This is a genomic window from Parvularculales bacterium, from assembly GCA_036881865.1.
Classification (GTDB): Bacteria; Pseudomonadota; Alphaproteobacteria; order JAPOUT01; family JBAJNM01; genus JBAJNM01.
The window spans coordinates 1-21277 of sequence record JBAJNM010000018.1 but is presented as its reverse complement, the minus strand read 5'-3'; the positions used below and the strand labels follow the sequence as shown (position 1 = coordinate 21277).

The 21277-nt window shown below is 50.0% G+C and carries 19 protein-coding genes and 1 tRNA gene; 13 read left to right on the top strand and 7 right to left on the bottom strand.

What is annotated here, in order from left to right; genetic code table 11:
- The first annotated feature begins 65 nt into the window (after positions 1 to 65).
- Both V6Z81_05630 and V6Z81_05625 read left to right on the top strand, forming a co-directional pair.
- Positions 66 to 866 (top strand): crotonase/enoyl-CoA hydratase family protein, encoded by an 801-nt coding sequence (locus tag V6Z81_05630; protein ID MEG9861966.1) that lies wholly within the window; start codon positions 66 to 68, stop codon positions 864 to 866.
- 37 nt (positions 867 to 903) lie between these two features.
- The gene (locus V6Z81_05625; GenBank protein MEG9861965.1) at positions 904 to 1206 is read left to right on the top strand and encodes a putative quinol monooxygenase; all 303 of its coding nucleotides are present in this window, start codon (positions 904 to 906) and stop codon (positions 1204 to 1206) included.
- Positions 1207 to 1224: 18 nt separating this feature from the next.
- On the opposite strand, the gene V6Z81_05620 is transcribed toward V6Z81_05625, so the two are convergent.
- Positions 1225 to 2127 carry an SDR family NAD(P)-dependent oxidoreductase gene (locus tag V6Z81_05620; protein ID MEG9861964.1) on the bottom strand — a complete coding sequence of 301 codons (903 nt, stop codon included), beginning with the start codon at positions 2125 to 2127 and terminating at the stop codon, positions 1225 to 1227.
- Positions 2128 to 2291: 164 nt separating this feature from the next.
- Here V6Z81_05620 and V6Z81_05615 point away from each other — a divergent pair, with 164 nt between their 5' ends.
- Positions 2292 to 2900 (top strand): glutathione S-transferase, encoded by a 609-nt coding sequence (locus tag V6Z81_05615; protein MEG9861963.1) that lies wholly within the window; start codon positions 2292 to 2294, stop codon positions 2898 to 2900.
- Positions 2901 to 2910: 10 nt separating this feature from the next.
- Here V6Z81_05615 and cobA read toward each other — a convergent pair whose 3' ends face one another.
- Positions 2911 to 3690 (bottom strand): uroporphyrinogen-III C-methyltransferase, encoded by a 780-nt coding sequence (gene cobA, locus V6Z81_05610; protein MEG9861962.1) that lies wholly within the window; start codon positions 3688 to 3690, stop codon positions 2911 to 2913.
- Between the two features lie 416 nt (positions 3691 to 4106).
- Here cobA and V6Z81_05605 point away from each other — a divergent pair, with 416 nt between their 5' ends.
- Positions 4107 to 4757 (top strand): GIY-YIG nuclease family protein, encoded by a 651-nt coding sequence (locus tag V6Z81_05605; GenBank protein ID MEG9861961.1) that lies wholly within the window; start codon positions 4107 to 4109, stop codon positions 4755 to 4757.
- Between the two features lie 77 nt (positions 4758 to 4834).
- On the opposite strand, the gene V6Z81_05600 is transcribed toward V6Z81_05605, so the two are convergent.
- Positions 4835 to 4910 (bottom strand) — tRNA-Val (locus V6Z81_05600).
- Positions 4911 to 4931: 21 nt separating this feature from the next.
- Positions 4932 to 5621, bottom strand: a complete 690-nt coding sequence (locus tag V6Z81_05595; protein ID MEG9861960.1) for an HAD family hydrolase — start codon at positions 5619 to 5621, stop codon at positions 4932 to 4934.
- A gap of 85 nt (positions 5622 to 5706) precedes the next feature.
- Here V6Z81_05595 and rpiA point away from each other — a divergent pair, with 85 nt between their 5' ends.
- From rpiA to V6Z81_05580, 3 genes are all read left to right on the top strand, one after another.
- Positions 5707 to 6414, top strand: a complete 708-nt coding sequence (gene rpiA, locus V6Z81_05590; protein ID MEG9861959.1) for a ribose-5-phosphate isomerase RpiA — start codon at positions 5707 to 5709, stop codon at positions 6412 to 6414.
- Positions 6411 to 7772, top strand: coding sequence for a glutathione-disulfide reductase (gene gor / locus V6Z81_05585; protein MEG9861958.1), 1362 nt, complete (start codon positions 6411 to 6413; stop codon positions 7770 to 7772). Before rpiA ends, gor begins: the two co-directional genes overlap by 4 nt.
- A 93-nt stretch (positions 7773 to 7865) precedes the next feature.
- Positions 7866 to 9266 (top strand): 3-deoxy-7-phosphoheptulonate synthase class II, encoded by a 1401-nt coding sequence (locus tag V6Z81_05580; GenBank protein MEG9861957.1) that lies wholly within the window; start codon positions 7866 to 7868, stop codon positions 9264 to 9266.
- A gap of 3 nt (positions 9267 to 9269) precedes the next feature.
- Here the strand turns inward: V6Z81_05580 and V6Z81_05575 are convergent, their stop codons facing one another.
- Positions 9270 to 10295, bottom strand: coding sequence for an NADP-dependent oxidoreductase (locus V6Z81_05575; protein ID MEG9861956.1), 1026 nt, complete (start codon positions 10293 to 10295; stop codon positions 9270 to 9272).
- A 49-nt stretch (positions 10296 to 10344) separates the two neighbouring features.
- A complete protein-coding gene (locus V6Z81_05570) occupies positions 10345 to 11349 on the bottom strand; it encodes an NADP-dependent oxidoreductase (protein ID MEG9861955.1) in 1005 nt (334 codons plus the stop codon).
- A gap of 156 nt (positions 11350 to 11505) precedes the next feature.
- On the opposite strand from V6Z81_05570, the gene V6Z81_05565 reads away from it, so the two are divergent.
- From V6Z81_05565 to pssA, 6 genes are read left to right on the top strand one after another with little or no spacing between them, the layout of a single operon-like run.
- Positions 11506 to 13176, top strand: a complete 1671-nt coding sequence (locus tag V6Z81_05565) for an NAD+ synthase (protein MEG9861954.1) — start codon at positions 11506 to 11508, stop codon at positions 13174 to 13176.
- Positions 13177 to 13182: 6 nt separating this feature from the next.
- Complete coding sequence (gltX, locus tag V6Z81_05560) at positions 13183 to 14523, top strand: glutamate--tRNA ligase (GenBank protein MEG9861953.1); 1341 nt, start codon at positions 13183 to 13185, stop codon at positions 14521 to 14523.
- Positions 14524 to 14559: 36 nt separating this feature from the next.
- On the top strand, positions 14560 to 16182 hold the full coding sequence (gene cimA / locus V6Z81_05555) for a citramalate synthase (GenBank protein MEG9861952.1): 1623 nt from the start codon (positions 14560 to 14562) through the stop codon (positions 16180 to 16182).
- Positions 16183 to 17112 carry an EamA family transporter RarD gene (rarD, locus tag V6Z81_05550; protein ID MEG9861951.1) on the top strand — a complete coding sequence of 310 codons (930 nt, stop codon included), beginning with the start codon at positions 16183 to 16185 and terminating at the stop codon, positions 17110 to 17112.
- 16 nt (positions 17113 to 17128) lie between these two features.
- A complete protein-coding gene (locus V6Z81_05545) occupies positions 17129 to 17851 on the top strand; it encodes a phosphatidylserine decarboxylase (GenBank protein MEG9861950.1) in 723 nt (240 codons plus the stop codon).
- Positions 17852 to 17878: 27 nt separating this feature from the next.
- On the top strand, positions 17879 to 18673 hold the full coding sequence (gene pssA, locus V6Z81_05540; protein ID MEG9861949.1) for a CDP-diacylglycerol--serine O-phosphatidyltransferase: 795 nt from the start codon (positions 17879 to 17881) through the stop codon (positions 18671 to 18673).
- Positions 18674 to 18681: 8 nt separating this feature from the next.
- Here pssA and V6Z81_05535 read toward each other — a convergent pair.
- A partial coding sequence (locus V6Z81_05535; GenBank protein ID MEG9861948.1) for an efflux RND transporter permease subunit occupies positions 18682 to 21277 on the bottom strand: 2596 nt, incomplete at its 5' end.

Sequence of the window (21277 nt, the reverse complement as noted above, 5' to 3'; positions counted from 1 at the left end):
GGGATGACATCTTACCCTTAACGGGAAGCTTGTTGTATAATGCCTAAGATACAGAGAGAATGTCTATGACAGGAGCTTTGCTTTTTGAACGAGAAGGACCGATTGTAACCCTAACGATCAATCGTCCTGAAAGCCGCAACCCTTTGGGGGAGTCAGAGGATGCGGCGAACTTTACTAGCGCCGCAGCCCAGATTAACGAAGACCGCAACGTACGCTGCGTCATCTTAACCGGAGCGGGTAAGGCTTTTTCAGCGGGTGGCAATATCAAAGCCATGCGTGAGGGTGGTGGTGGATTTACCGGCCCCGGCGTTGAGGTGGCAGATCACTATCGCAATGGCATCCATGGTATTATCCGCGCCTTGTGGAGTATTCGCGCTCCTGTTATTGCGGCGGTTAACGGACCGGCCATCGGCCTTGGCAATGATGTTGCGTGTCTGGCTGATATGCGCCTTGCTGCAGATAATGCTATTTTTGGAGCAACATTTTTGCGTCTGGGACTCGTGCCGGGAGATGGCGGTGCCTGGATTTTACCTCGAACCATTGGTATGGCACGTGCGGCAGAATTATTTTTTACAGCCCGTACCATTGATGCCCAAACCGCTCTTGATTGGGGGTTGGTGTCAAAAGTGGTATCTCCCGAAAAATTAATGGATGAGGCTCACGCTCTAGCTGCGGAAGTTGCCGCTCAGCCACCGGATGTGCTCCGTATGACAAAAAAACTGATGCGCGAGGGATTGTATAATTCTTTTGATACGGTGATGGAAATGTCAGCCGTGATGCAATCACTGGCACATCACACAGAAGATCATCACGAGGCCCTTACAGCCTTTTTTGAAAAACGCCCCGGCACTTATAAAGGGCGCTAGGGAGTACCCCCCATAAATAGAAACAGGAGATTTTCCCATGTCTATCGGTGTTGTAGCAACTTTGACCATTCAGGACGGCAAACAAGAAGAGTTTGAATCTATTGTACGTGATTTACGCGCTCAGGTAAAAGCCAGCGAGCCGGAATGCTTAATGTATGATGCTTTTCAATCTCAGAAGGATAAGAACGTCTACGTCTTTATGGAGCGCTATAGCTCTCAAGAGGCTTTAGAAGCCCACGGCAAGACAGAGCATTTCCGTGCTGCCGGACCAAAACTTGGCGCCGTGCTAGCGGGTGCGCCGATCATCGATTATCTCAATGCTGTTGATAAGGCCAGCTAAAGACTAATTTTTTCTGGTTTATTTACCGGAGAGTTTTTCCAAAACTTTACCGGTTTGCTCTCCGCCCATAAAGAATGGGCGGGCTTTTGACATGTCTGCGATGGTATCCCAATTCTTGGCAACGCCATCGGCACTCAAATCATCACCCTTGAGTACAACGCCATCGCTCTCCATGACCTGTGAAACGGAAAACACACCGGCACCTGCGCACAGCACAACCCCTGTCGGGGCCTCCTCACTCACCAGATAAACGGCGGCGGGGGTTACCATATCCGGTGTTAGCATTTGCTCAGCCTCCGGTGCCATAAGGTCAGCCGTCATGCGGGTATAGGCTACAGGTGCTAGAGCATTTACGTGGATATTATCCTTCTGGCCTTCTAATTTGAGGGTGTTCATAAAGCCCACCAGCCCTAATTTGGCTGCACCATAGTTTGTCTGGCCAAAATTACCATAAAGACCGGAAGATGATGTGGTCACCATAATACGGCCATAGCCCTGTCCTTTCATAATGGGCCATGCGGCCTTTGTGGGTTTGACAGTTCCCATGACGTGAATATCCATGACTTTTTCAAAGTCGCTTAGCTCCATTTTGGCAAAACTTTTATCTCGCAAAATACCGGCATTGTTCACCAAAACATCCAAACGGCCAAATGTCTTGATGGTTTCATCAATCATGGTGGCAACGCCTTTATCGTCCGTGACGCTGGATCCATTGGCAATGGCCTCGCCTCCGCTATCTTTTATTTCTTGCGCTACGGATTCAGCTGCTTGTGGTGCACCTCCTGACCCGTCAACCGAGCCGCCTAAGTCATTCACGACAACCTTGGCTCCGCGTCGCGCCAATTCTAGTGCATGACACCGGCCCAGACCACCGCCTGCGCCCGTAACAATCGCAACTTTGTCATCAAAACGAATGCTCATGGATATTTCCTCATTCAATACATTATCAACAGCAACGCTTGTTTTGTCTTACTATTAGGTGTGGGTCAAGGGGGTATTTCTCTTGAGAATAGAATATTTATAGGTATGCTAACAGGCATATCAGCAGTGCATATAATAATGGGACTACGAGGGAGACTTGATCTATGAAACTATATGATACGACTCTGGCTGTTAACCCCCGTCGGGTGCGGGTTTTTCTTGCTGAAAAAGGCATTGAGGTGCCCATGGAGCAGGTTGATATCATGAAAGGAGAGCATAAAACTTCTGAATATCGGAAAATAAGCCCTCTTAGTCAGGTACCAGCGTTGATCCTTGATGATGGTCAGGTGCTTACCGAGAGTATCGCTATCTGCCGTTATTTTGAAGGACTTCAACCTGAGCCAAACCTCATGGGTAAAGATGCTCTGGAGTGTGCCATCATAGAAATGTGGCAACGGCGTATGGAACTCAATTTTATGATTCCGGTTGCTATGTATTACCGTCACACGCATCCGGCGATGGCGGAATTAGAGACGCAAATTCCTGAATGGGGAGAAATCAATAAAGAGCGCATTATAAAAATGCTGTCTTTCATAGACCGCTCTATAGAGGGGCGCGATTATATTGCAGGTGACCGTTATACCCTCGCTGATATTGTCGCTATGACAACGATTGATTTTGCTCGTTTTACCCGCACCAAAATACCTGAAGAGTGCAATAACTTAACGCAATGGTACGAGAAGGTTTCCTCTCGCGATAGCGCCCAAGTTTAGCGCCCGGTCATTACGTTTTTCTTAGGTGAGTGCGTAACGGCACTACATCGCCAATCACAATAATAGCCGGAGGTGTAAGACCGTGAGCGCTGGCGTCTTGCGCGGCTAGCGACAGGGTAGTCTCTAAGATATGCTGGTCCGGCAAAGTGGCATTGCTGATAATGGCTACCGGTTCATCAGGTGGCTTTCCGGCGTTCAATAGATTTTGGGCGATGGCTTCAAGCCGGCGCATGCCCATATAGATAACCAACACCGGTGCGCTACGGGCAAGGGCTTGCCAGTCAAGGCTTGTGGTGCCTTCGGGGTTGTCTGTATGGCCGGTAATAAAGGTCACGGCCTGATTGACATCACGATGGGTTAGGGGAATTCCTGCAGTTCCTAGGGCACCAATACCTGCCGTAACACCCGGAATAATCCGAAACGGAATCCCTGCCACCCCCAGAGCTTGCGCCTCTTCACCGCCGCGCCCAAAAACAAACGGGTCTCCTCCTTTAAGACGCAAAACCCGTAATCCTTGTTTGGCCCGTTCAATGAGTTGGGCTGAAATATCTTGTTGCCGGCAGGAGGGCCGCCCTCCGCGCTTACCGGCGTATATCTGCACTGCATCATCTCGTGCCAACGCCATCACCCCGTCTGATACCAGTGCATCATAGACAACCACATCCGCCTGTTGCAATCCATGGGCTGCGAGCAGCGTCAGAAGACCCACATCCCCTGGACCTGCTCCTGCCAGCCATACCCATCCGGGCTCAAAGGCCGGAAATGCTGAAAAATCCATAGGAAGATTCATCTAATCTTTTCCTTTACGAAATATTTACTATCTTATCTTAAGGTTATACGAGAGCATAGGCTTTCAGGAAAAATATGATGTTCTGGAAGGAAGCAATAATGGGCATTGTGACCGTTCCGATTATAGCAGGAGCAGGGGCTTTTGATAGCAACCCGCTGACGGAAAGCTGCTTATCGCTCCCTTCAACTATCATCCTGACAACTGCCCTTGGGACGCTCTTAATGGCACGTAGGAAAGTTTTCTGCTACCCTCTATGAACCCTTAAGATTGTTCACAAAATTAATTTGTTGTAGGGTGGTATAAGTTATCGAAGTTTTTTTGATGGTGAACTATTTATTTTCGTGTACGTCGCAAGACGGGGGTAGGATTACGCACCAGAGTTTGTTTTATTTAGGTTTATTACCTCCCTAGCTTTCTTGCGGAGCAAATTTGGAGGGTTTAGGAGGAAGCCGTTGGCCGGGATTATCTATCTTCTCACTAATTCTGCAATGCCAGGATTGGTAAAAATTGGAAAGACGACACGGGAGGATCCACAAGCCAGAATGGGTGAACTCTACTCAACTGGTGTTCCGGTTCCATTCGAATGCGCAAAAGCTGTCAAAGTAGAAGATGAGATTGCCGTAGAAAAAGCTTTGCACACTGCCTTTGGCCCTTATCGCATTAATAGTCAGCGTGAATTTTTTGAAATTGCTGAAGTGCAGGCGTCGGTTCTACTTGACCGGCTCGGGCTTGAGGACGTTACGCCTCAAATCAATGCTGAGAATGAGGAGATAGATACACAGTCCCGCGAAGCCGCTAAACGCCTCTCGTCTCGACGACCCAATTTAAATTTTAACGAGATGTCAATCCCGACTGGCTCCGTCTTACAGGCAGTAAATTCGGAGGACACCGCTGAAGTTTCTGGCCCCAAGAAAGTGACTTTCAGAGGTGAGGAAATGTCTCTGACACGCGCAACACGTATTGTGTTGGGTATTGATTATTCGGTCCAACCAAGTCCCTACTGGAGGTTTGACGGTGAATTGCTTCGCGACATTTATAATTGTACATACGTCGAGTTGGATGAATAGATGGAAAAAATTTCTCAGTGACTTTGGTGTAAAATTAATATTTTTTGTTTGAAGTTATATGTATTCACGCATGGATATGGTGGGCGGTACTGGACTTGAACCAGTGACCCCAGCGATGTGAACACTGTGCTCTGCCAACTGAGCTAACCGCCCTTATGCTAATGCCTATAGTGGCTATGAGGGAGGTGAGAAGTCAAGCGGGCGCAGATGGTGTGCGACAGCGGGTAGGTCATCGTAGTGGTTAAGCAGGCCATCTGGCTCAAGGGCTGCCATAGGGGGCTTGCTATAGCCGAAGCTCACGCCAATAAAAACCATGCGGGCTGCCTGCGCGCTATCTTTGTCAATCTGGCTGTCTCCTACCATAAGAGCGTGTGCTGCAGAGCCACCCATCTGATTAAGGGCCGCTATGAGAGGAGCGGGATGAGGTTTTTTCTCTGCCAGAGTATCGCCACCAATGAGAGCGGAAAAATAATGGTCTATGCCGGTCTCGGTCAGCACAAGACGTGCTAAACGTTCAGGTTTGTTGGTGACTACCCCCAACTGAATACCTTCCTCCACCAGAGAGGTTAATTGTGCCACAAGCCCCGGATAAAGTGTGGAGTAGCGCGTCAAATGAGCCTCATATTTTTCTAGAAACAGGGGAAAGCAGGTATCCAGTAGGCCATCATCAGCGGGTGTGCCGGTAGCGGCAAAGCCATGTTTTAGTAGGGCGCGTCCTCCGTAACCTACCATCAGACGTCCCTCATCAACAGAAACCGGGGTGCGCCCATGATGATCTAGCACAGCATTGAGGGCTTCAACTAAATCGCGGGCTGTATCAACCAGCGTACCGTCTAGGTCAAAAAGGATGGTGGGTGTCATCATAAAAGACTTATTCGTGATACGGTAGCATGTTCTAATCGTATGTTACGCTATGATTGGGCATCGTAACAGAGTAACAGGTAAAAATATGAGCGAAGCGCTATCGTTAAAGAAAAAGGTTGCGGCCCATAGTATGGACCTGGTGGAAGAGGGCATGGTTTTGGGACTTGGCACCGGCACAACTATGCGGTGGTTTATTGAGTATTTAGGAGAGAAGGTTACGAAGGGGGGGATGAAAGTGCAGGGGGTTGCTACGTCTGAAGGCACAGCACACTTAGCGGAGCAAGCAGGTATTCCTCTTATAGCACCGGAAGATATGCCATCTCTTGATCTTGCGGTGGATGGCACAGATGAGATTGACTCTGATTTACGTCTTATCAAAGGGGGAGGTGGAGCCTTATTGCGGGAGAAAATTGTAGCAAATGCGGCGCTCTCATTTGTGGTTATCGCTGATGAGAGTAAGTTGGTTGATAGGCTTGGGCGGTTTCCTCTGCCGGTCGAGGTTGATAGATTCTGTGCTGTCGCTACGGCACGGGCTATCCAGATTTGTCTTAAAGAGTTAAATTTGCCAGACAAGGTTGCGTTACGAAAGAGAGAAGATAACAGGCCTTATATTACAGATGGGGGAAATCATATCTACGATTGTTACGTAAATGAGATAACTTCACCGGCTTCTCTGGCGGTCTCTTTGGATGCCATTCCGGGCGTTCTGGGCCATGGATTGTTTATTGGTATGGTAGCCAAGGCTATGATCGCCAATGCAGAGGGCATACATATTATGGAGGCCCAACAATGACGACGTACGATTATGATTTATTTACCATCGGTGCAGGTTCCGGTGGTGTGCGGGCAAGCCGCATGGCGGCGCAGTATGGCGCGCGGGTAGCGATTGCAGAAGAATACCGCATTGGCGGTACGTGTGTTATTCGTGGGTGTGTGCCAAAAAAATTGTTTGTTTATGCCAGTCACTTTGGCGAAGATATGGAGGATGCTGCCGGTTTTGGTTGGCAGATGTCCCAGCCGTCTTTTTCGTGGGAGACTCTTATCCGTAATAAAGATCGTGAGATTGATCGGTTGAACGGCGTTTATATTACTAATCTGGAAAAAGCAGGTGTGGCTATAGTGAATGAGCACGCCGAACTGGTTGACAATCATACGGTGCGCCTTGCTAGCGGACGGACTCTGACAGCAGCAACAATTCTGATTGCTACGGGAGCAACACCCTTTGTTCCGGCTGATGTATCGGGCATTGAGCACGCCATTACGTCTAACGAGGCATTTCATCTAGAGACGCTACCGAATCATATTGTGGTTGTTGGGGGGGGGTATATTGCTGTTGAATTCGCGGGTATTTTTAATGGCCTTGGAGTTAAGACTACGTTGTTGTATCGGGGGGATGAAATCCTACGTGGCTTTGATGAGGATTTGCGTACCGGTCTACGTGAAGAGATGACAAAAAAGGGGATTGACGTGCGTATCGGTAGTGACGTTGAGGATCTTAAGAAAAATAAGACAGGGGTGAAGGTCACTCTCAAAGGGGGAGAGGTACTAGAGACGGGCCTTGTGATGTATGCCACCGGGCGTGTGCCTAATGTTCAGGGGTTGGGTCTTGAAGCGGCAGGAGTTGTTGTTGACAAGAAAGGGGCTGTGCAGGTTGATGGATTCTCAAAAACCAACGTGGAAAATATCTATGCTATAGGTGATGTGACCAACCGCGCTAATTTGACGCCGGTTGCTATCCGTGAAGGGGTTTCTTTTGCAGAGACGGTTTTTAATGACAATCCACTGACCGTGGATCATTCCATTATTGCTACCGCTGTGTTTAGCCAACCGCCCTTGGGTACGGTGGGCTTAACGGAAACAGAGGCCCGCAAGCGCTATGAAGAGGTGGATGTCTATAAGAGCCGGTTTCGCCCTATGAAGCACACTTTATCCGGGCGTGATGAGCAAACTCTGATGAAATTACTGGTAGACCCCAAGACGGACCGCATTTTGGGAGTTCACATGATGGGACCGGATAGTGGCGAGTTGATACAGGCGGTGGGGATTGCAGTTACGATGGGAGCTACTAAAGCTCAGTTTGATGCGACCATTGCAGTTCATCCTACAGCGGCTGAGGAACTGGTTACCATGCGGGAAAAGTGGACAGGCTAGGGCTGGATAAATTATGAATAAAAGAGAAATTGCGCAAAAATAACAATAAGTGTATGTTCTCCTTTCGTCTCTCAAACAGCGGAACAAAAAACCATGACAGCGCCCTGGATGCCTGATGGTTGGCGTACAAAACCTATTCGGCAAGTGCCGAATTATTCTGACTCTGACGCATTAGTGGCAGTGGAGACGCGCTTGGCCGGGTTCCCTCCTCTGGTGTTTGCTGGCGAGGCACGTACTCTAAAGCAACAATTAGCACAAGTGACAGAAGGTGAAGCTTTTCTGTTGCAAGGTGGTGATTGTGCTGAAAGTTTTGCTGAGCATCATCCTGATGTCATACGGGATACTTTTCGGGTGTTACTGCAAATGGCGATTGTCTTAACCTTTGCAGCATCCTCACCTGTAGTTAAGGTGGGGCGCATTGCCGGACAATTCGCCAAACCGCGCTCAGATGATTATGAAACCATAGATGGTGTGACGCTACCAAGTTATCGGGGCGATATTATCAATGGCATTCAGTTTGAAGAGCGGGCGCGGCAACCGGATCCTCAGCGTCAATTGCAAGCATATAGACAGGCGGCGTCTACGTTGAATCTCTTGAGGGCGTTTGCTCAAGGGGGCTATGCTGATTTGGAACTTGTGCATAGTTGGAACATGGACTTCGCCGCCTCCTCTCTGGGGGGTACTCGCTATGAAGAACTCGCGAGCCGGATTACCGAATCCTTGGCCTTCATGCGGGCGTGTGGCATGAATCCTTCTACCATTCCCCAGATGCGGAGCACGGACTTCTTCACCAGTCACGAAGCTCTTCTGCTGGGTTATGAGCAAGCGATGACCCGTGTAGATTCAACAACGGGTGATTGGTACGATACGTCTGCTCATATGCTCTGGGTGGGAGATAGGACCCGCCAGCCGGATGGAGCTCATATTGATTTTGTGCGGGGGATTAAAAACCCTCTCGGCATGAAGTGCGGTCCGTCTCTTACCCCAGATGAATTACTCCGCTTGATTGATGTTCTCAATCCTGATAATGAACCGGGGCGGCTTACTCTTATTTGCAGATTTGGTGCGGATAAAGTTGAGGAGCACTTACCGGCGCTTATAAGGGCGGTTCAGCGCGAGGGTCGCAAAGTTGTGTGGTCGTGTGACCCCATGCATGGTAATACGATTAAGGCCATAAATGGCTATAAGACGCGCCCTATTGAGCGCGTTTTGAGTGAGGTGCGGGCTTTCATGTCTGTTCATCAGGCAGAGGGGTCTTATGCAGGTGGTATTCATCTGGAAATGACCGGCCAGAACGTAACAGAATGTCTTGGTGGCACTCAGGCGATTACGGAAACGGATTTATCTGCCCGTTATCACACCCATTGCGACCCGCGCCTTAACGCCAGCCAAGCGCTGGAGTTAGCGTTTATGGTTGCGGAAGGCTTGAAAAAAGAACGTGAGAAGACCATCATCGGCAGCAGCACCCCTCTCGCTTCTATGACGGGGTCGTAAACGCTAGATTGCCGGGTCGGGTCCGACCTTCACCAGCATCTTACCGAAATTATCACCTGTGAACAGTTTTAAAAATGCTTCCGGTGCTTTTTCTATACCCTCATCTACTGTTTGACGCCATTTGATTTTACCCTCGGTAATCCATTGTCCCATGTCACGATGGAAATCCGACATCATGTCTATATGGTTGGTGACAATAAAGCCTTCCATTTTTAGACTCATACCCACGGCCAAGATTAGATTGTTAGGGCCAGGCTCAGGAGCGGTATTGTTGTATTGATCAATCATGCCACACAGAGCAATACGGCCGCGCATGCGCATATTATTTAATGCTGCCTGAAGATGTGCTCCACCGACATTTTCAAAGCAAACATCAATACCCTTCGGGGAAGCCCTGCGAATAGCGCTATCTAAATCGCCGCATGTTTTGTAGTTGATGGCAGCATCTATGCCGGCCTCTTTCTCCAACCAGGCACATTTTTCGTCTGAACCGGCGGTTCCAGCCACATGGCATCCCTTGGCTTTGGCAATTTGGCAGACAACAGATCCCACAGCACCGGAGGCCGCGGAGACAAACACATTTTCACCGTCTTTTAAAGCGCCGACCCGTAGCAGTCCGGCATACGCCGTTAGGCCTGGCATGCCCAGAGTACCGAGAAATGTTTCAATGGGTGCTATGGAGGGATCTACCTTGCTCATCATATCGCCATTGCTGATGAAATATTCCCGCCAGCCCATCATGCCGCTGACGTAGTCTCCCACCGCGTAATCATCGTGAGATGAGGCTACCACCTGACCGATAGAGCCGCCCTCTAGGACATGACCAATCTGAAAGGGAGGTACATAACTTTCACGATCCATCATGCGTCCTCGCATATAGGGGTCTACAGACATCCATATATTGCGCACCAGAAACTCCCCGGCCTCCGGTTGAGACAGGCTATTCTCGGCAAGAGTGAAATCTGACAATTTTGGCATACCATTAGGACGGGATGCTAAATGGATTTCTTTGCTTATAATGTTGGACATGATAATTCCTTTTTCTCTGTTTATACGTTCTCTTGTTTATGTGTTTGTACTAGGCAACCTTGACGAGTCGCTTGCCGGTGTTTTCTCCAGCCAGCAGACCAATCAGCCCGGTGGGTGCTTGCTCCAGCCCCTCCAGAATATCTTCAGCAACATGAATATACCCCGCCTCTGCCCATTGAGCGAGACGTAATTCCGCCTCCGCCCAGCGTGGAGCGAAATCCATCACCACAAAGCCCTCCATAGTGAGCCGTTTGGTGACAATTAGGCCCGGCACACCACGCGGACCCGGACCTGGGTTGCCGGTGTCATATTGAGAGACAGCCCCACAACACACAATTCGCCCACCTTGTTTCATTGAAAACAGGGCGGCCTCCAGAATATCACCGCCAGTGTTGTCGAAATAGACGTCAATGCCTTGAGGGCAGGCTTCTCTCAGAGCCTTGCCGACTTTCTGTTCCCTATAATTGATGGCTCCGTCAAAGCCAAGGGTTTGAGTAATCCAGTTACATTTTTTCGCACTACCGGTAATACCAATCACCTGACACCCCATGTGTTTGGCAATCTGACCCGCTACAGAACCAACGGCACCCGCTGCTGCTGATACCACAACCACATCTCCGGGTTTAGGGCGACCGACATCCAAGAGGCCAAAATAAGCTGTCTTGCCGGTAATTCCCAAGATACCCAGCAAATGACTCAAGGGCTCATGGGTTGTGCGTTTTTGCAAGTCTTGTGCCGGATGAACCGCATATGATTGCCATCCCAAATCCCCTTCCACAAGATCACCGGGAGCAAAGGAGGCGTCGTTGGAAGTAACAACTTCTCCCAAAGCATTGCCAGGCATTACAACTCCGGCCCCTACTTCGTCCCGATAGGTGCGCCCCTGCATCCATGCGCGGTTGGCGGCATCTAGTGAGAGATATAGGATTTTGATCAAGATTTCTCCGGCCCCCGGCTCATCTATGGGAGCATCTTCTATAGAAAAATGCTGCGGCTCTAGCTTGTCAGAGGGTTTTGCTGCCAGAAGAATACGGCGATTAACAGTTTGGCTCATAGGATTTTATCCTCTTTATACAAAGGTCATTTATCAGGATCGGTATTTTTGCCGTTTGAGTTGATAAAGTCCATCCCCAATCGGATGTATTCCTCGATGATAATGGTTGTTTTGCGCGGCAGGCTGCTTTAATCAGACAGGATAACGGAGCATAATATGACAGAACTCGCTATAGCCCTAGCCCAGTTGAACCCCATTGTTGGGGATGTTGTGGGTAATGGCGGGTTGGTGCGTCGCGCTCGGGAGGAGGCGGCACAGCAAGGCGCCGATTTAGTAGTGTTCAGTGAATTATTTTTGAGTGGCTATCCGCCGGAGGATCTCGTCTTGCGCTCGGCCTTTCAGGAAGCGGTTACAGCACAGGTGAGAGAGTTAGCTGCGCTGACAGCCGATGGCGGACCGGCTTTGCTTCTAGGTGCACCATGGGTGTTGGAAGGGAAATTGCATAACAGTGTCGTGCTGCTTGACGGGGGCGCTCTTGTGGGTCATTGCGCTAAGACCCACCTGCCCAATTACGGCGTTTTTGATGAAAAGCGCGTGTTTATATCGGGGCCAATGCCACAGCCTATTGAGTGGCGTGGGGTCCGGCTGGGGGTACCGATTTGCGAGGATGTATGGTTTGAGGATGTCACCGCTATCTTAAAGCAGGCGGGTGCAGATTTGCTCATTGTGCCAAATAGTTCACCATTTAGTCATGACAAATTTGCTAACCGACAGGCCCATGTAACCTCACGTGTTCAGGAATGCGCCTTGCCCTTGATTTATATCAATCAGTGGGGAGGGCAGGATGAGTTGGTCTTTGATGGTGCTTCTTTTGTGGTGAATGTAGATATGTCAAAGCCGGTTCAGTTACCGGCGTGGCGGGATTGTGTGTCGGTAACCCAATGGTCGCAGGAGGAATCCGGTTGGAGTTGTGCTACAGGAGAGCAAACCTCTCTGCAGGAGGGGCTTGAAGCCATGTACAACGCCGTTATGATCGGCGTTAGGGATTATGTGAACAAAAACCGGTTTCCTGGTGTCGTGCTGGGTTTATCGGGGGGCATTGACAGCGCCCTGTGTTCCACCATCGCTGTGGATGCACTGGGAGCAGAGCGGGTGTGGTGCGTGATGTTGCCGTCTCGCTATACCGCGGATAGTAGTTTTTCTGATGCAAAAGCATGTGCCCAAAACCTTGGTGTTAAACTATCAGAAATTGCCATCGGCGAGAGCGTTGAAGCGTTAGAGGAAAGCCTTGCGCCTTTGTTTGAGCAGAAACCTCCTGACATTACGGAAGAGAACATACAATCTCGCATAAGGGGTGTATTGTTGATGGCGTTGTCCAATAAATATGGTCACATGGTGTTGACCACGGGAAATAAGTCGGAAGTTTCTGTTGGATACGCCACTTTATATGGCGATATGAACGGCGGGTTTAATCCCGTCAAGGATTTATACAAGACGCAGGTATTTGCATTATCGCGCTGGCGTAATGCTCACCGCCCCCATGAAGGGTTGGGTCCGCAAGGGGTGGTTATTCCACAGACAATTATTACCAAACCCCCCACGGCAGAATTGCGCGAAAACCAGAAAGATCAAGATAGCCTGCCGTCTTATGATGTGCTGGATGATATTTTGGAATGTCTGGTAGAGCGGGATATGAGCGTGAGAGAGGTTGTAGCACATGGCCATAGCGAGGATGTGGTGAGGCGCGTTGAACATTTGCTTCACATAGCAGAGTATAAACGCCGACAGGCAGCCCCCGGTGTTAAGGTGGGGGTGAGGCATTTTGGTCGTGATCGACGTTGGCCTCTAACCAATGCCTTCCGCGACCCAAAGCAGGATAAGGTATAATCTGCCATGACACAGCCGATGGTTCGTTTTGCACCGTCACCAACGGGGCGGTTACATGTGGGGAATCTGCGCACCGCTCTTTATAATTGGCTTTTTGCGCGGGCCTCAGGGGGGCAGGTGTTGTTGCGCTTTGACGATACAGACCCGGAGCGCTGTCGTGAGGAATACGTGACCGCCATCCGTGATGATTTGAGGTGGCTGGGTCTTGAGGCCGATGAAGAAGTACGGCAATCGGCGCAAGCTGAGACTCATAAAGTAGCCCTTGAGGTATTGGCAAAAAAAGGTCTGGCGTATCCTTGTTACGAAACAACTGGAGAGTTGGAGCGTCAGCGTCGCCGTCAATTGGGGCATGGCAAGCCACCGGTTTATGATCGAGCCGCCCTTGCTCTAAGCACTGCCGACCGTGCTCGTCTGGAGGCAGAAGGGCGCAAGCCCTATTGGAGGTTTCGCTTGTCGGGAGAAACAGTGCGCTGGACCGATATGGTGCGGGGTGATATGTCTGTTGCTACGGATTCTGTATCCGATCCTGTTATTCAAAGGGAAGACGGACGCTTTCTTTATACTCTGCCCAGTGTTGTGGATGATGGTCATTTTTCTATTACCCATATTATTCGTGGCGAGGACCACGCCACCAATACCGCCGCTCAAATAGAACTCCATGAAGCGTTGGGGCTAGATATTCCGGTTTTTGCCCATCATCCGTTGCTGGTGGGTGCAAAGGGAACACCGCTCTCTAAGCGGCATGGAACATTGACAGCACGTGATATGGAAAATCAGGGCATAGAGCCTATGGCGCTGGCAGGTTATCTGGCCGGTCCCGGGTTGGTTGATGCAACGAGTGGATTGTTTTCTCTTGAAGAGTTAGCGACACACTTTGACTTAACGCGGCTGGGGCGTACGCCTACTCATTTTGATGAGGCGGTTGTGTGGAATCTTAATACTCGACTGTTACACGGGATGGCTTATAGGCAAGTGCGGGAGCGTCTTGAGGTTATGGGAATTGGTGGTGGGGCTATGTTTTGGGAGGGGGTACGGGATAATCTTGAGCGCTTTGATGAGGTGATTTTGTGGTGGCAGGTGGTTGTGGGGCCGGTTGAGCCGGTGGTGGAAGATGCGGCATTTCTTGCCGTAGCCGTTGACCTTTTGCCCCTCCCACCGTGGGATGAGAGCAGTTGGGGCACATGGACCAAGGCGATATCAGAACAAACCGGTACAAAAGGGCAGGCGCTCTATAAACCGCTCCGATTGGCTTTAACGGGAAAACATCATGGACCGGCTCTTAAAAACCTGCTACCTCTCATCTCCCCTGAACAGGTCAAGGCTCGTCTTGCCGGTCTGGCCGCATAAGTTTTTAGGGTGCAGACGAAGAGGGAAGGCGGAACAATGGCCAAAGAACGACTTTACCTTCTGGATACAACGCTACGGGATGGTGCATTGACGCGTGGCGTGGATTTTAGCGTTGACGATAAGTATCGCATTGCGGAGATCCTGGATGAGTTAGGGTTGGATTATGTAGAAGGTGGTTGGCCGGGAGCTAACCCGACTGATACGGCATTTTTCTCTAAGCCTCCTGCTTTGTCACATGCGCAGTTTACGGCTTTTGGTATGACGCGGCGACCTGGACGTAGCGCTAGCAATGATACGGGGTTAGCGGCGTTGCTTGAACCTCAGACGGATGCAGTGTGCATTGTAGCTAAAAGTTGGGATTTTCATGTAGAGGTAGTTCTAGAGACTACTCATGAAGAAAATCTAGCCGCCATTGCGGACTCTGTTGAGGTAGCGTGCGCTCGTGGCCGCGAAGTTATGGTGGATGCCGAACATTTTTTTGATGGCTATAAATCTAACCCTGACTATGCGCTGGCGTGCCTGAAGGCGGCTATTGATAATGGTGCACGCTGGGTTGTGTTGTGTGACACCAACGGGGGTACTCTACCCGGAGAAGTCAGTCGCATAGTGTCAGAGGTTGCTACCATGATACCCGGTGAGCGTCTGGGTATTCATGCCCATAATGATACGGAAAATGCTGTAGCCAATACTCTGGCCGCTGTAAAAAGCGGTGTGCGTCATATTCAAGGAACGCTTAACGGTCTTGGCGAGCGGTGCGGTAATGCTAATTTATGCTCTATTATACCAACTTTGCTACTTAAGCCTGAGTTCTCGGATTATTTTGAGACTGGAGTTAGTATGAAAGGGCTGCAATCTCTGCGGCGAGTCTCTTTTGTGTTGGACGAAATACTTAATCGAGCTCCCGACAGTCACGCCCCTTATGTGGGGGATGCTGCTTTTTCCCATAAAGCAGGTTTGCATGGTTCTGCCGTGCAAAAAGATCCACGCACTTATGAGCATGTGCCACCAGAGATGATTGGTAATAAGCGGCATGTTCTGGTTTCCAATCAATCCGGCCGCGCCAATATCGCGAGACGGCTAGCATCAGTTGGACTTGAGGTAAGCGCCGATGATTCATGTATTCAAAATCTGCTTGAAATCGTTAAAGAGCGTGAATTTATGGGATATTCTTATGATGGAGCGGAGGCCTCTTTTGAGGTGTTGGCACGGCAGATTATGGGAGAAATTCCTGAGTATTTTGTGGTGGAATCCTTCAGAGTTATGTCTGAGCGTCGCCACAATGCTCTGGGTAAACTAGTGAACGCTGTTGAGGCGACAGTCAAGGTAACGGTGGATGGTGAGGCGTTGCTTTCCGTAGCAGAGGGCAATGGCCCCGTGAATGCGCTAGATAACGCCTTACGCAAGGATCTAGGCAAATACTCATCTTATATCAGCGATATGCGTCTTGTAGATTTCAAGGTGCGTATATTAACGAGAACCGGCACCGATGCCGTTACCCGTGTTGTGATTGAAAGTGCTGACGATAAGGATAATCACTGGTTTACTGTAGGGATTTCAGAAAACATCGTAGATGCATCTTTCCAAGCGCTACTGGATAGCATTGTTTATAAATTATTTCATGCTGGCGCACCTCTTCCCGGGGGCGGCCGGAGCATATAGGTGACCCTTGCCCGGGCTTCAGGGCGCAGGCGCGTCTTGGGCCACCCGCCACCTGGTCTCACAGGATTACTGGCCGTTGTCGGTTCCAATATCATATGGGGCAGCAGTGTTGTTTTCTTTAAGCAACTAGATCATTTAGATATTTATACAACGGCAGCTCATCGTGTTTTATGGACAGCGGTTCTGGGTGTTATATTACTCATACTTATGGGCCGCTGGTGGGCCCTTGCTACCATTTTATCCACACCCAAATTGATGAAACGCCTGTTGGTTAGCGCTTTGTTAATAGGTAGTTGTTGGGTGATTTTCGTTTATGCTGTCAAATACGACCTGATTTTACAGATAAGCCTCTCCTTCTATATAACACCTCTGGTGAGCATGCTCGTAGGGGTTTTCATTCTATCAGAACGCTTAACCCGTGCCCAATGGGCCGCCATGATGCTAGCAGGGTTTGGGGTTTTGAACCTGGTAGTTTTTCTTGGCATCCTCCCGTGGGTTTCTGTTCTTTTGGCTATCTGTTTCTCTTGTTATTGTTACATTCGCAAAACAACACCGGTCGGAGCTACAGAAGGATTATGCGTTGAAGTTTTAATTCTGGTTTTAGGGGCAATACTCTGGCTATTGTGGGCGTCTACAGGAGAGGGACAAAATGTCATGGGAGATGATTGGTGGACAATAACCTTTCTTTTGATGTTGGGACCTATAACTGCAATCCCACTAGTTATGTTTGCCTATGGCGTGCAACGCGTACGCATGGTTACGGTGGGGTTGATGCAATATTTAGAGCCTACGATGCTGTTCTTGATGGCGGTGGTTGTGTATGGCGAACCGTTTAATGAGGTCTATATGTTGACGTTTATCCTTATTTGGATGGGGGTGTGTGTGTTTTCTATGGATGTGTGGCGTCTTACTTTAAGAAAAAGAGGGTAGAATATAGGCAGTTTTAATGACATGTTCTGTTGAGGAGAAAAATACTATGGATACATTGGCTAGGATCTTGACCCCAATTCATCGTGAGGGATGGCGTTTCATTATCATTTTTGCCGTTGCGACTCTCGTGGCTTTTCTCGTCTGGGAACCTCTTGGCTGGGTGGGGATCGTGTTAACAGTATGGTGTGTTCTTTTTTTTCGGGACCCTGAGCGTGTTACGCCTGTTCGGGAGGGGTTAATTGTTAGTCCGGCTGATGGCGTTGTCTGCATGATAACTGAGGCTGCCCCTCCACCGGAATTGAATATGGGAGAGGACCTGCGTCTACGGGTGAGTATTTTCATGAATGTTTTTAACTGTCATGTTAATCGTGCGCCCATTACGGGGAAAATTGTCAAGACGTCTTACAGGCCCGGACTTTTTATTAATGCTTCTATGGACAAAGCCAGCGAGGATAATGAACGCCGTGTGATTGTTATTGAGGATGACAGGGGAGACGATATTATAGTTACCCAGATTGCCGGATTAGTGGCTCGGCGTATTGTGCCTGCAGTAGAGGAGGGGGATAATGTACAGGCTGGTGAGCGGATTGGTATTATTCGCTTTGGTAGTCGGGTAGATGTTTATCTGCAACCGGACGTACAGCCGCGTGTGGCCTTGAGGCAGGGGGTTGTCGCTGGAGAAACCATTATTGCAGACCGCACTATAAATGGTGAAGTTTGGGAAACTGTCACTAGATAATCTAGTGAGATAACGGGAAATCCTCCCATGAACACTGAAGATCAGAAAAACGTATCCTCTCGTGTAATGCGTCGCCGGCGTCGTGAGCGGCTTCGGTCATTACCGTTACGCAATCTTATACCCAATGTGTTGACTATTTTGTCGGTATGTGCGGGGTTGACGGCTTTACGTTTTGGTTTTGAAGGGCAGTTTAAGTTAGCTGTGGCGATGGTGTTAATGGCTGGTTTGTTTGATGCACTGGATGGTCGTGTAGCGCGTCTTCTTAAGAGTGCTACCCGATTTGGGGCTGAACTCGACTCTCTGGCAGACTTTTTCAATTTCGGCGTAGTGCCGATCTTGCTTATTTATCTCTGGGCATTGCAGACAGCACCGGATGCGGGTTGGATGGTCGTCCTTGGGTACAGCATTTGTTGTGCCTTACGGCTTGCACGGTTCAATGTGGCACAGGATGATGACATAGAGCAGCCTTGGGCTACTGATTATTTTATTGGCGTACCGGCACCGGCAGCAGCCACACTGGTGATGATGCCGTTTTATTTAGGTTTTTTAGGGTGGGAAGGGGTTGTCTATTGGCCAATCTTGACCGTTCTTTATACGGGATTGATTTCTTTTCTTATGGTGAGCCGTATTCCAACATTTTCCGGCAAACGTTTGGTAAGGCGAGTGCGGCTTGATATGGCGTTGTTGACGTTAGTGCTGATTGGCTTGTTGGCTGCTGCTTTTATTAGCTATCCATGGTTGACGCTAGCACTGATATGTACCGGCTACCTAGCTCTCTTACCTGTGAGTTATAAACGCTACCAACGACTTAATAGTCAATAGAAGAATATCTACTCAGCGGGGGTGGGCGTTGTTTCGGTTGCCGGTTTTCCCATACGTTCCGTGTGTCTGTTACGCCAGACAGCCGGTGCCGCCAGCAGAACGGGCACCAGAACCAGCGTCAGCATTGTCGAAAAGCCAAGGCCGAAAATAATGGCTGTCGCCATCTGCGTCCACCAGATCGAAATCGGATCACCCAACACAATGTCACGCTCGAAAAAATTGATGTTCACCTGAACGGCCATAGGCATGAGGCCACATACGGTGGTGATGGTGGTCAGTAAAATGGGTCTTAAGCGTTGTCCGGCGGTTCGCAGGGCCGCCTCAACCTGATTAAGGCCATCACGAAGAAGCCGTTGATAGGTATCAATAAGAACAATGGAGTTGTTCACGACAATGCCGGCCAGTGCCACAATTCCGGTACCGGTCATGATCACACTAAATGTCTGTCCCGTGATGATCATGCCTGCCAAAACGCCAACGGTGGACATCACCACCGTGGAGAGCGTCAATATGGAATGATAAAAACTGTTGAACTGGGTCAGCAATATAACAAACATCAGGAACAGGGCTCCGAGCATGGCTTTGAACAGAAACTCCTGCGCATCGGCCTGTTCTTCATTCGCTCCCCTGAAGCGTACCCGGACGAGAGGATTGATGTCTTGCTGATCCAGCCATGCACTGATTTCTCCGACCTTGTCATCGGCAAGGATCTTTTTTCCCGTCGCAGGATCCAGCGCCGTATTGGCCTTGATTTCCATGCGGCGCAACCCGTCTATCCGCTCAATGCTGGATATTCTGGGCGTTGGCCGGCGCGTGACAAAATTGCTGATCGGCACGCTACCCGTGGGCGTTGTGATACGCAACTGATCCAGCTGATTAATATTACGGTATTCATGCGGGAAACGCACCCTGATTTCCACTTCTTCGTCTGCATCATGAGGCCGGTATTCGCCGATGAGAGCGCCTGTGGTGACCAGTTGCACAAAAGCGCCGATAGATGAAACATCGGTTCCGAAGCGTCCGGCTTTTTCCCTGTCCACATCAAGTTCCCACTCGACGCCGGGCAGGGGACGGGTATCTTCAATATCAATAATGCCGGCTACGTTCTTGTCCAGATGCTCCCTGATAAAGGCTGTCGCTTCAATCATGGCCTCATAATCGGTGGATGTCAGTTCTATCTGAACGTCCTTACCGCTGGAGGGGCCATCTCGACGGTTGATGATCTCCACATTGATACCGGGCAGGTTTTTTACGCGCTCGCGCAATTCCTCATGAATGACAAAACCTGAACGGCGCTCCTCGTAAGGCAGGAGTTCTATATGAAGCGTTCCGATCGTATCAAGCGGCTGTTGTGTTTCCCGGTCGCCTGTAGACCGGCTTGGGCCTGCATAAGACATGACATGAAGGACACCATCTACCTCCCGGATAATCTCTTCTACGGTGCGGACGATATCTGACGTCTCCTGCGCCGACAGATTGCCCCGCGCACTCACCTGGCCAACGAGATATCTGGGCTCCGTATCAACGAAAAACTGAACACCGGGATTATTCTGAATAAAGATGAAGACAACGGAACCCAATATAACAAGAGCTACAGCAATAACCTGTACGGGGTGGTAAATGAGGCGGTCCAATATCCGGATATACCAGCCGGTAAAACCCGGGATCGTCCGCACATCTCCGGCTTCCGTTCCGGAGAGTTGTTTGAGGGCCTTAACATTGCGGGCCTCGGTACCACCCGCCAGACTGCCCAAAACCGGCAGGAAAATAAGAGCCGTCACCAGAGAGGCACTCAGCACAAATATAAGCGTGATGGGCAGATATCCCATGAACTTGCCGATCACCCCGGGCCACAACAGCATGGGCAAAAACGCGGCAAGGGTTGTCGCCGTTGATGAAACAATCGGCCAGAACATGCGTCTGGCCGCAAGAGTGTAGGCGTCAACCCGCGTTAATCCTTCAGCCATTTTCCTGTCGGCGTATTCCACCATCACGATGGAAGCGTCCACCAGAATGCCCACCGATAGCACCAGCCCGAACATGATCATCATGTTGATGGTGAAGCCGGAAGAGGCCAAAACGAAAAAAGCCGCCATGAACGAGGTCGGAATGGCAATCCCCACCATCAGGGCGGAGCGCAGGCCCAGAGCGGCGACCACCACGATCATGACCAGAAGCACGGCGGTGAGAATAGCCGCCTGAAGATAGTTGAGAGTGCCTTTAATCCAGTTTGACTGGTCCAGCATGTAGTCCACCCTGATAGTCTCCGGCCAGTCGGCGGAGAGTTCATCAACGAGGGCTCTGGTCTTCTCGGTTGTCTCGATAATGTTGCTGCCGATGCGCTTGGTGATTTCGATGGCAATGGCAGGGCGGCCGTTAAAACGTGCGTATTCTTCAGCATCCTTGAAGGTGCGGCGTATGGTCGCCACATCGCTTAAGGTGACGACGCTGCCTTCTGACGCCTTGATGGGCAGTTCGAGGACATCCTGCCGTGTTTCAAATAACCCGGGCACTTTGACGGCAAACCGTCCCTGTCCCGTATCCAACTCCCCTGAGGGCACAAGCCGGTTGTTAAGACTGACGATCGTGAGCAGTTCCTGATGG

Excerpts from the sequence above, each read along its gene's own strand:
- cimA (MEG9861952.1), top strand. The coding sequence starts at position 14,560 with ATGGCCAAAGAACGACTTTACCTTCTGGATACAACGCTACGGGATGGT.
- cobA (MEG9861962.1), bottom strand. The coding sequence starts at position 3,690 with ATGAATCTTCCTATGGATTTTTCAGCATTTCCGGCCTTTGAGCCCGGA.
- gltX (MEG9861953.1), top strand. The coding sequence starts at position 13,183 with ATGACACAGCCGATGGTTCGTTTTGCACCGTCACCAACGGGGCGGTTA.
- V6Z81_05615 (MEG9861963.1), top strand. The coding sequence starts at position 2,292 with ATGAAACTATATGATACGACTCTGGCTGTTAACCCCCGTCGGGTGCGG.
- V6Z81_05570 (MEG9861955.1), bottom strand. The coding sequence starts at position 11,349 with ATGAGCCAAACTGTTAATCGCCGTATTCTTCTGGCAGCAAAACCCTCT.
- V6Z81_05575 (MEG9861956.1), bottom strand. The coding sequence starts at position 10,295 with ATGTCCAACATTATAAGCAAAGAAATCCATTTAGCATCCCGTCCTAAT.
- V6Z81_05565 (MEG9861954.1), top strand. The coding sequence starts at position 11,506 with ATGACAGAACTCGCTATAGCCCTAGCCCAGTTGAACCCCATTGTTGGG.
- rpiA (MEG9861959.1), top strand. The coding sequence starts at position 5,707 with ATGAGCGAAGCGCTATCGTTAAAGAAAAAGGTTGCGGCCCATAGTATG.
- V6Z81_05625 (MEG9861965.1), top strand. The coding sequence starts at position 904 with ATGTCTATCGGTGTTGTAGCAACTTTGACCATTCAGGACGGCAAACAA.
- V6Z81_05630 (MEG9861966.1), top strand. The coding sequence starts at position 66 with ATGACAGGAGCTTTGCTTTTTGAACGAGAAGGACCGATTGTAACCCTA.
- V6Z81_05580 (MEG9861957.1), top strand. The coding sequence starts at position 7,866 with ATGACAGCGCCCTGGATGCCTGATGGTTGGCGTACAAAACCTATTCGG.
- pssA (MEG9861949.1), top strand. The coding sequence starts at position 17,879 with ATGAACACTGAAGATCAGAAAAACGTATCCTCTCGTGTAATGCGTCGC.
- V6Z81_05545 (MEG9861950.1), top strand. The coding sequence starts at position 17,129 with ATGACATGTTCTGTTGAGGAGAAAAATACTATGGATACATTGGCTAGG.
- V6Z81_05620 (MEG9861964.1), bottom strand. The coding sequence starts at position 2,127 with ATGAGCATTCGTTTTGATGACAAAGTTGCGATTGTTACGGGCGCAGGC.
- gor (MEG9861958.1), top strand. The coding sequence starts at position 6,411 with ATGACGACGTACGATTATGATTTATTTACCATCGGTGCAGGTTCCGGT.
- V6Z81_05595 (MEG9861960.1), bottom strand. The coding sequence starts at position 5,621 with ATGATGACACCCACCATCCTTTTTGACCTAGACGGTACGCTGGTTGAT.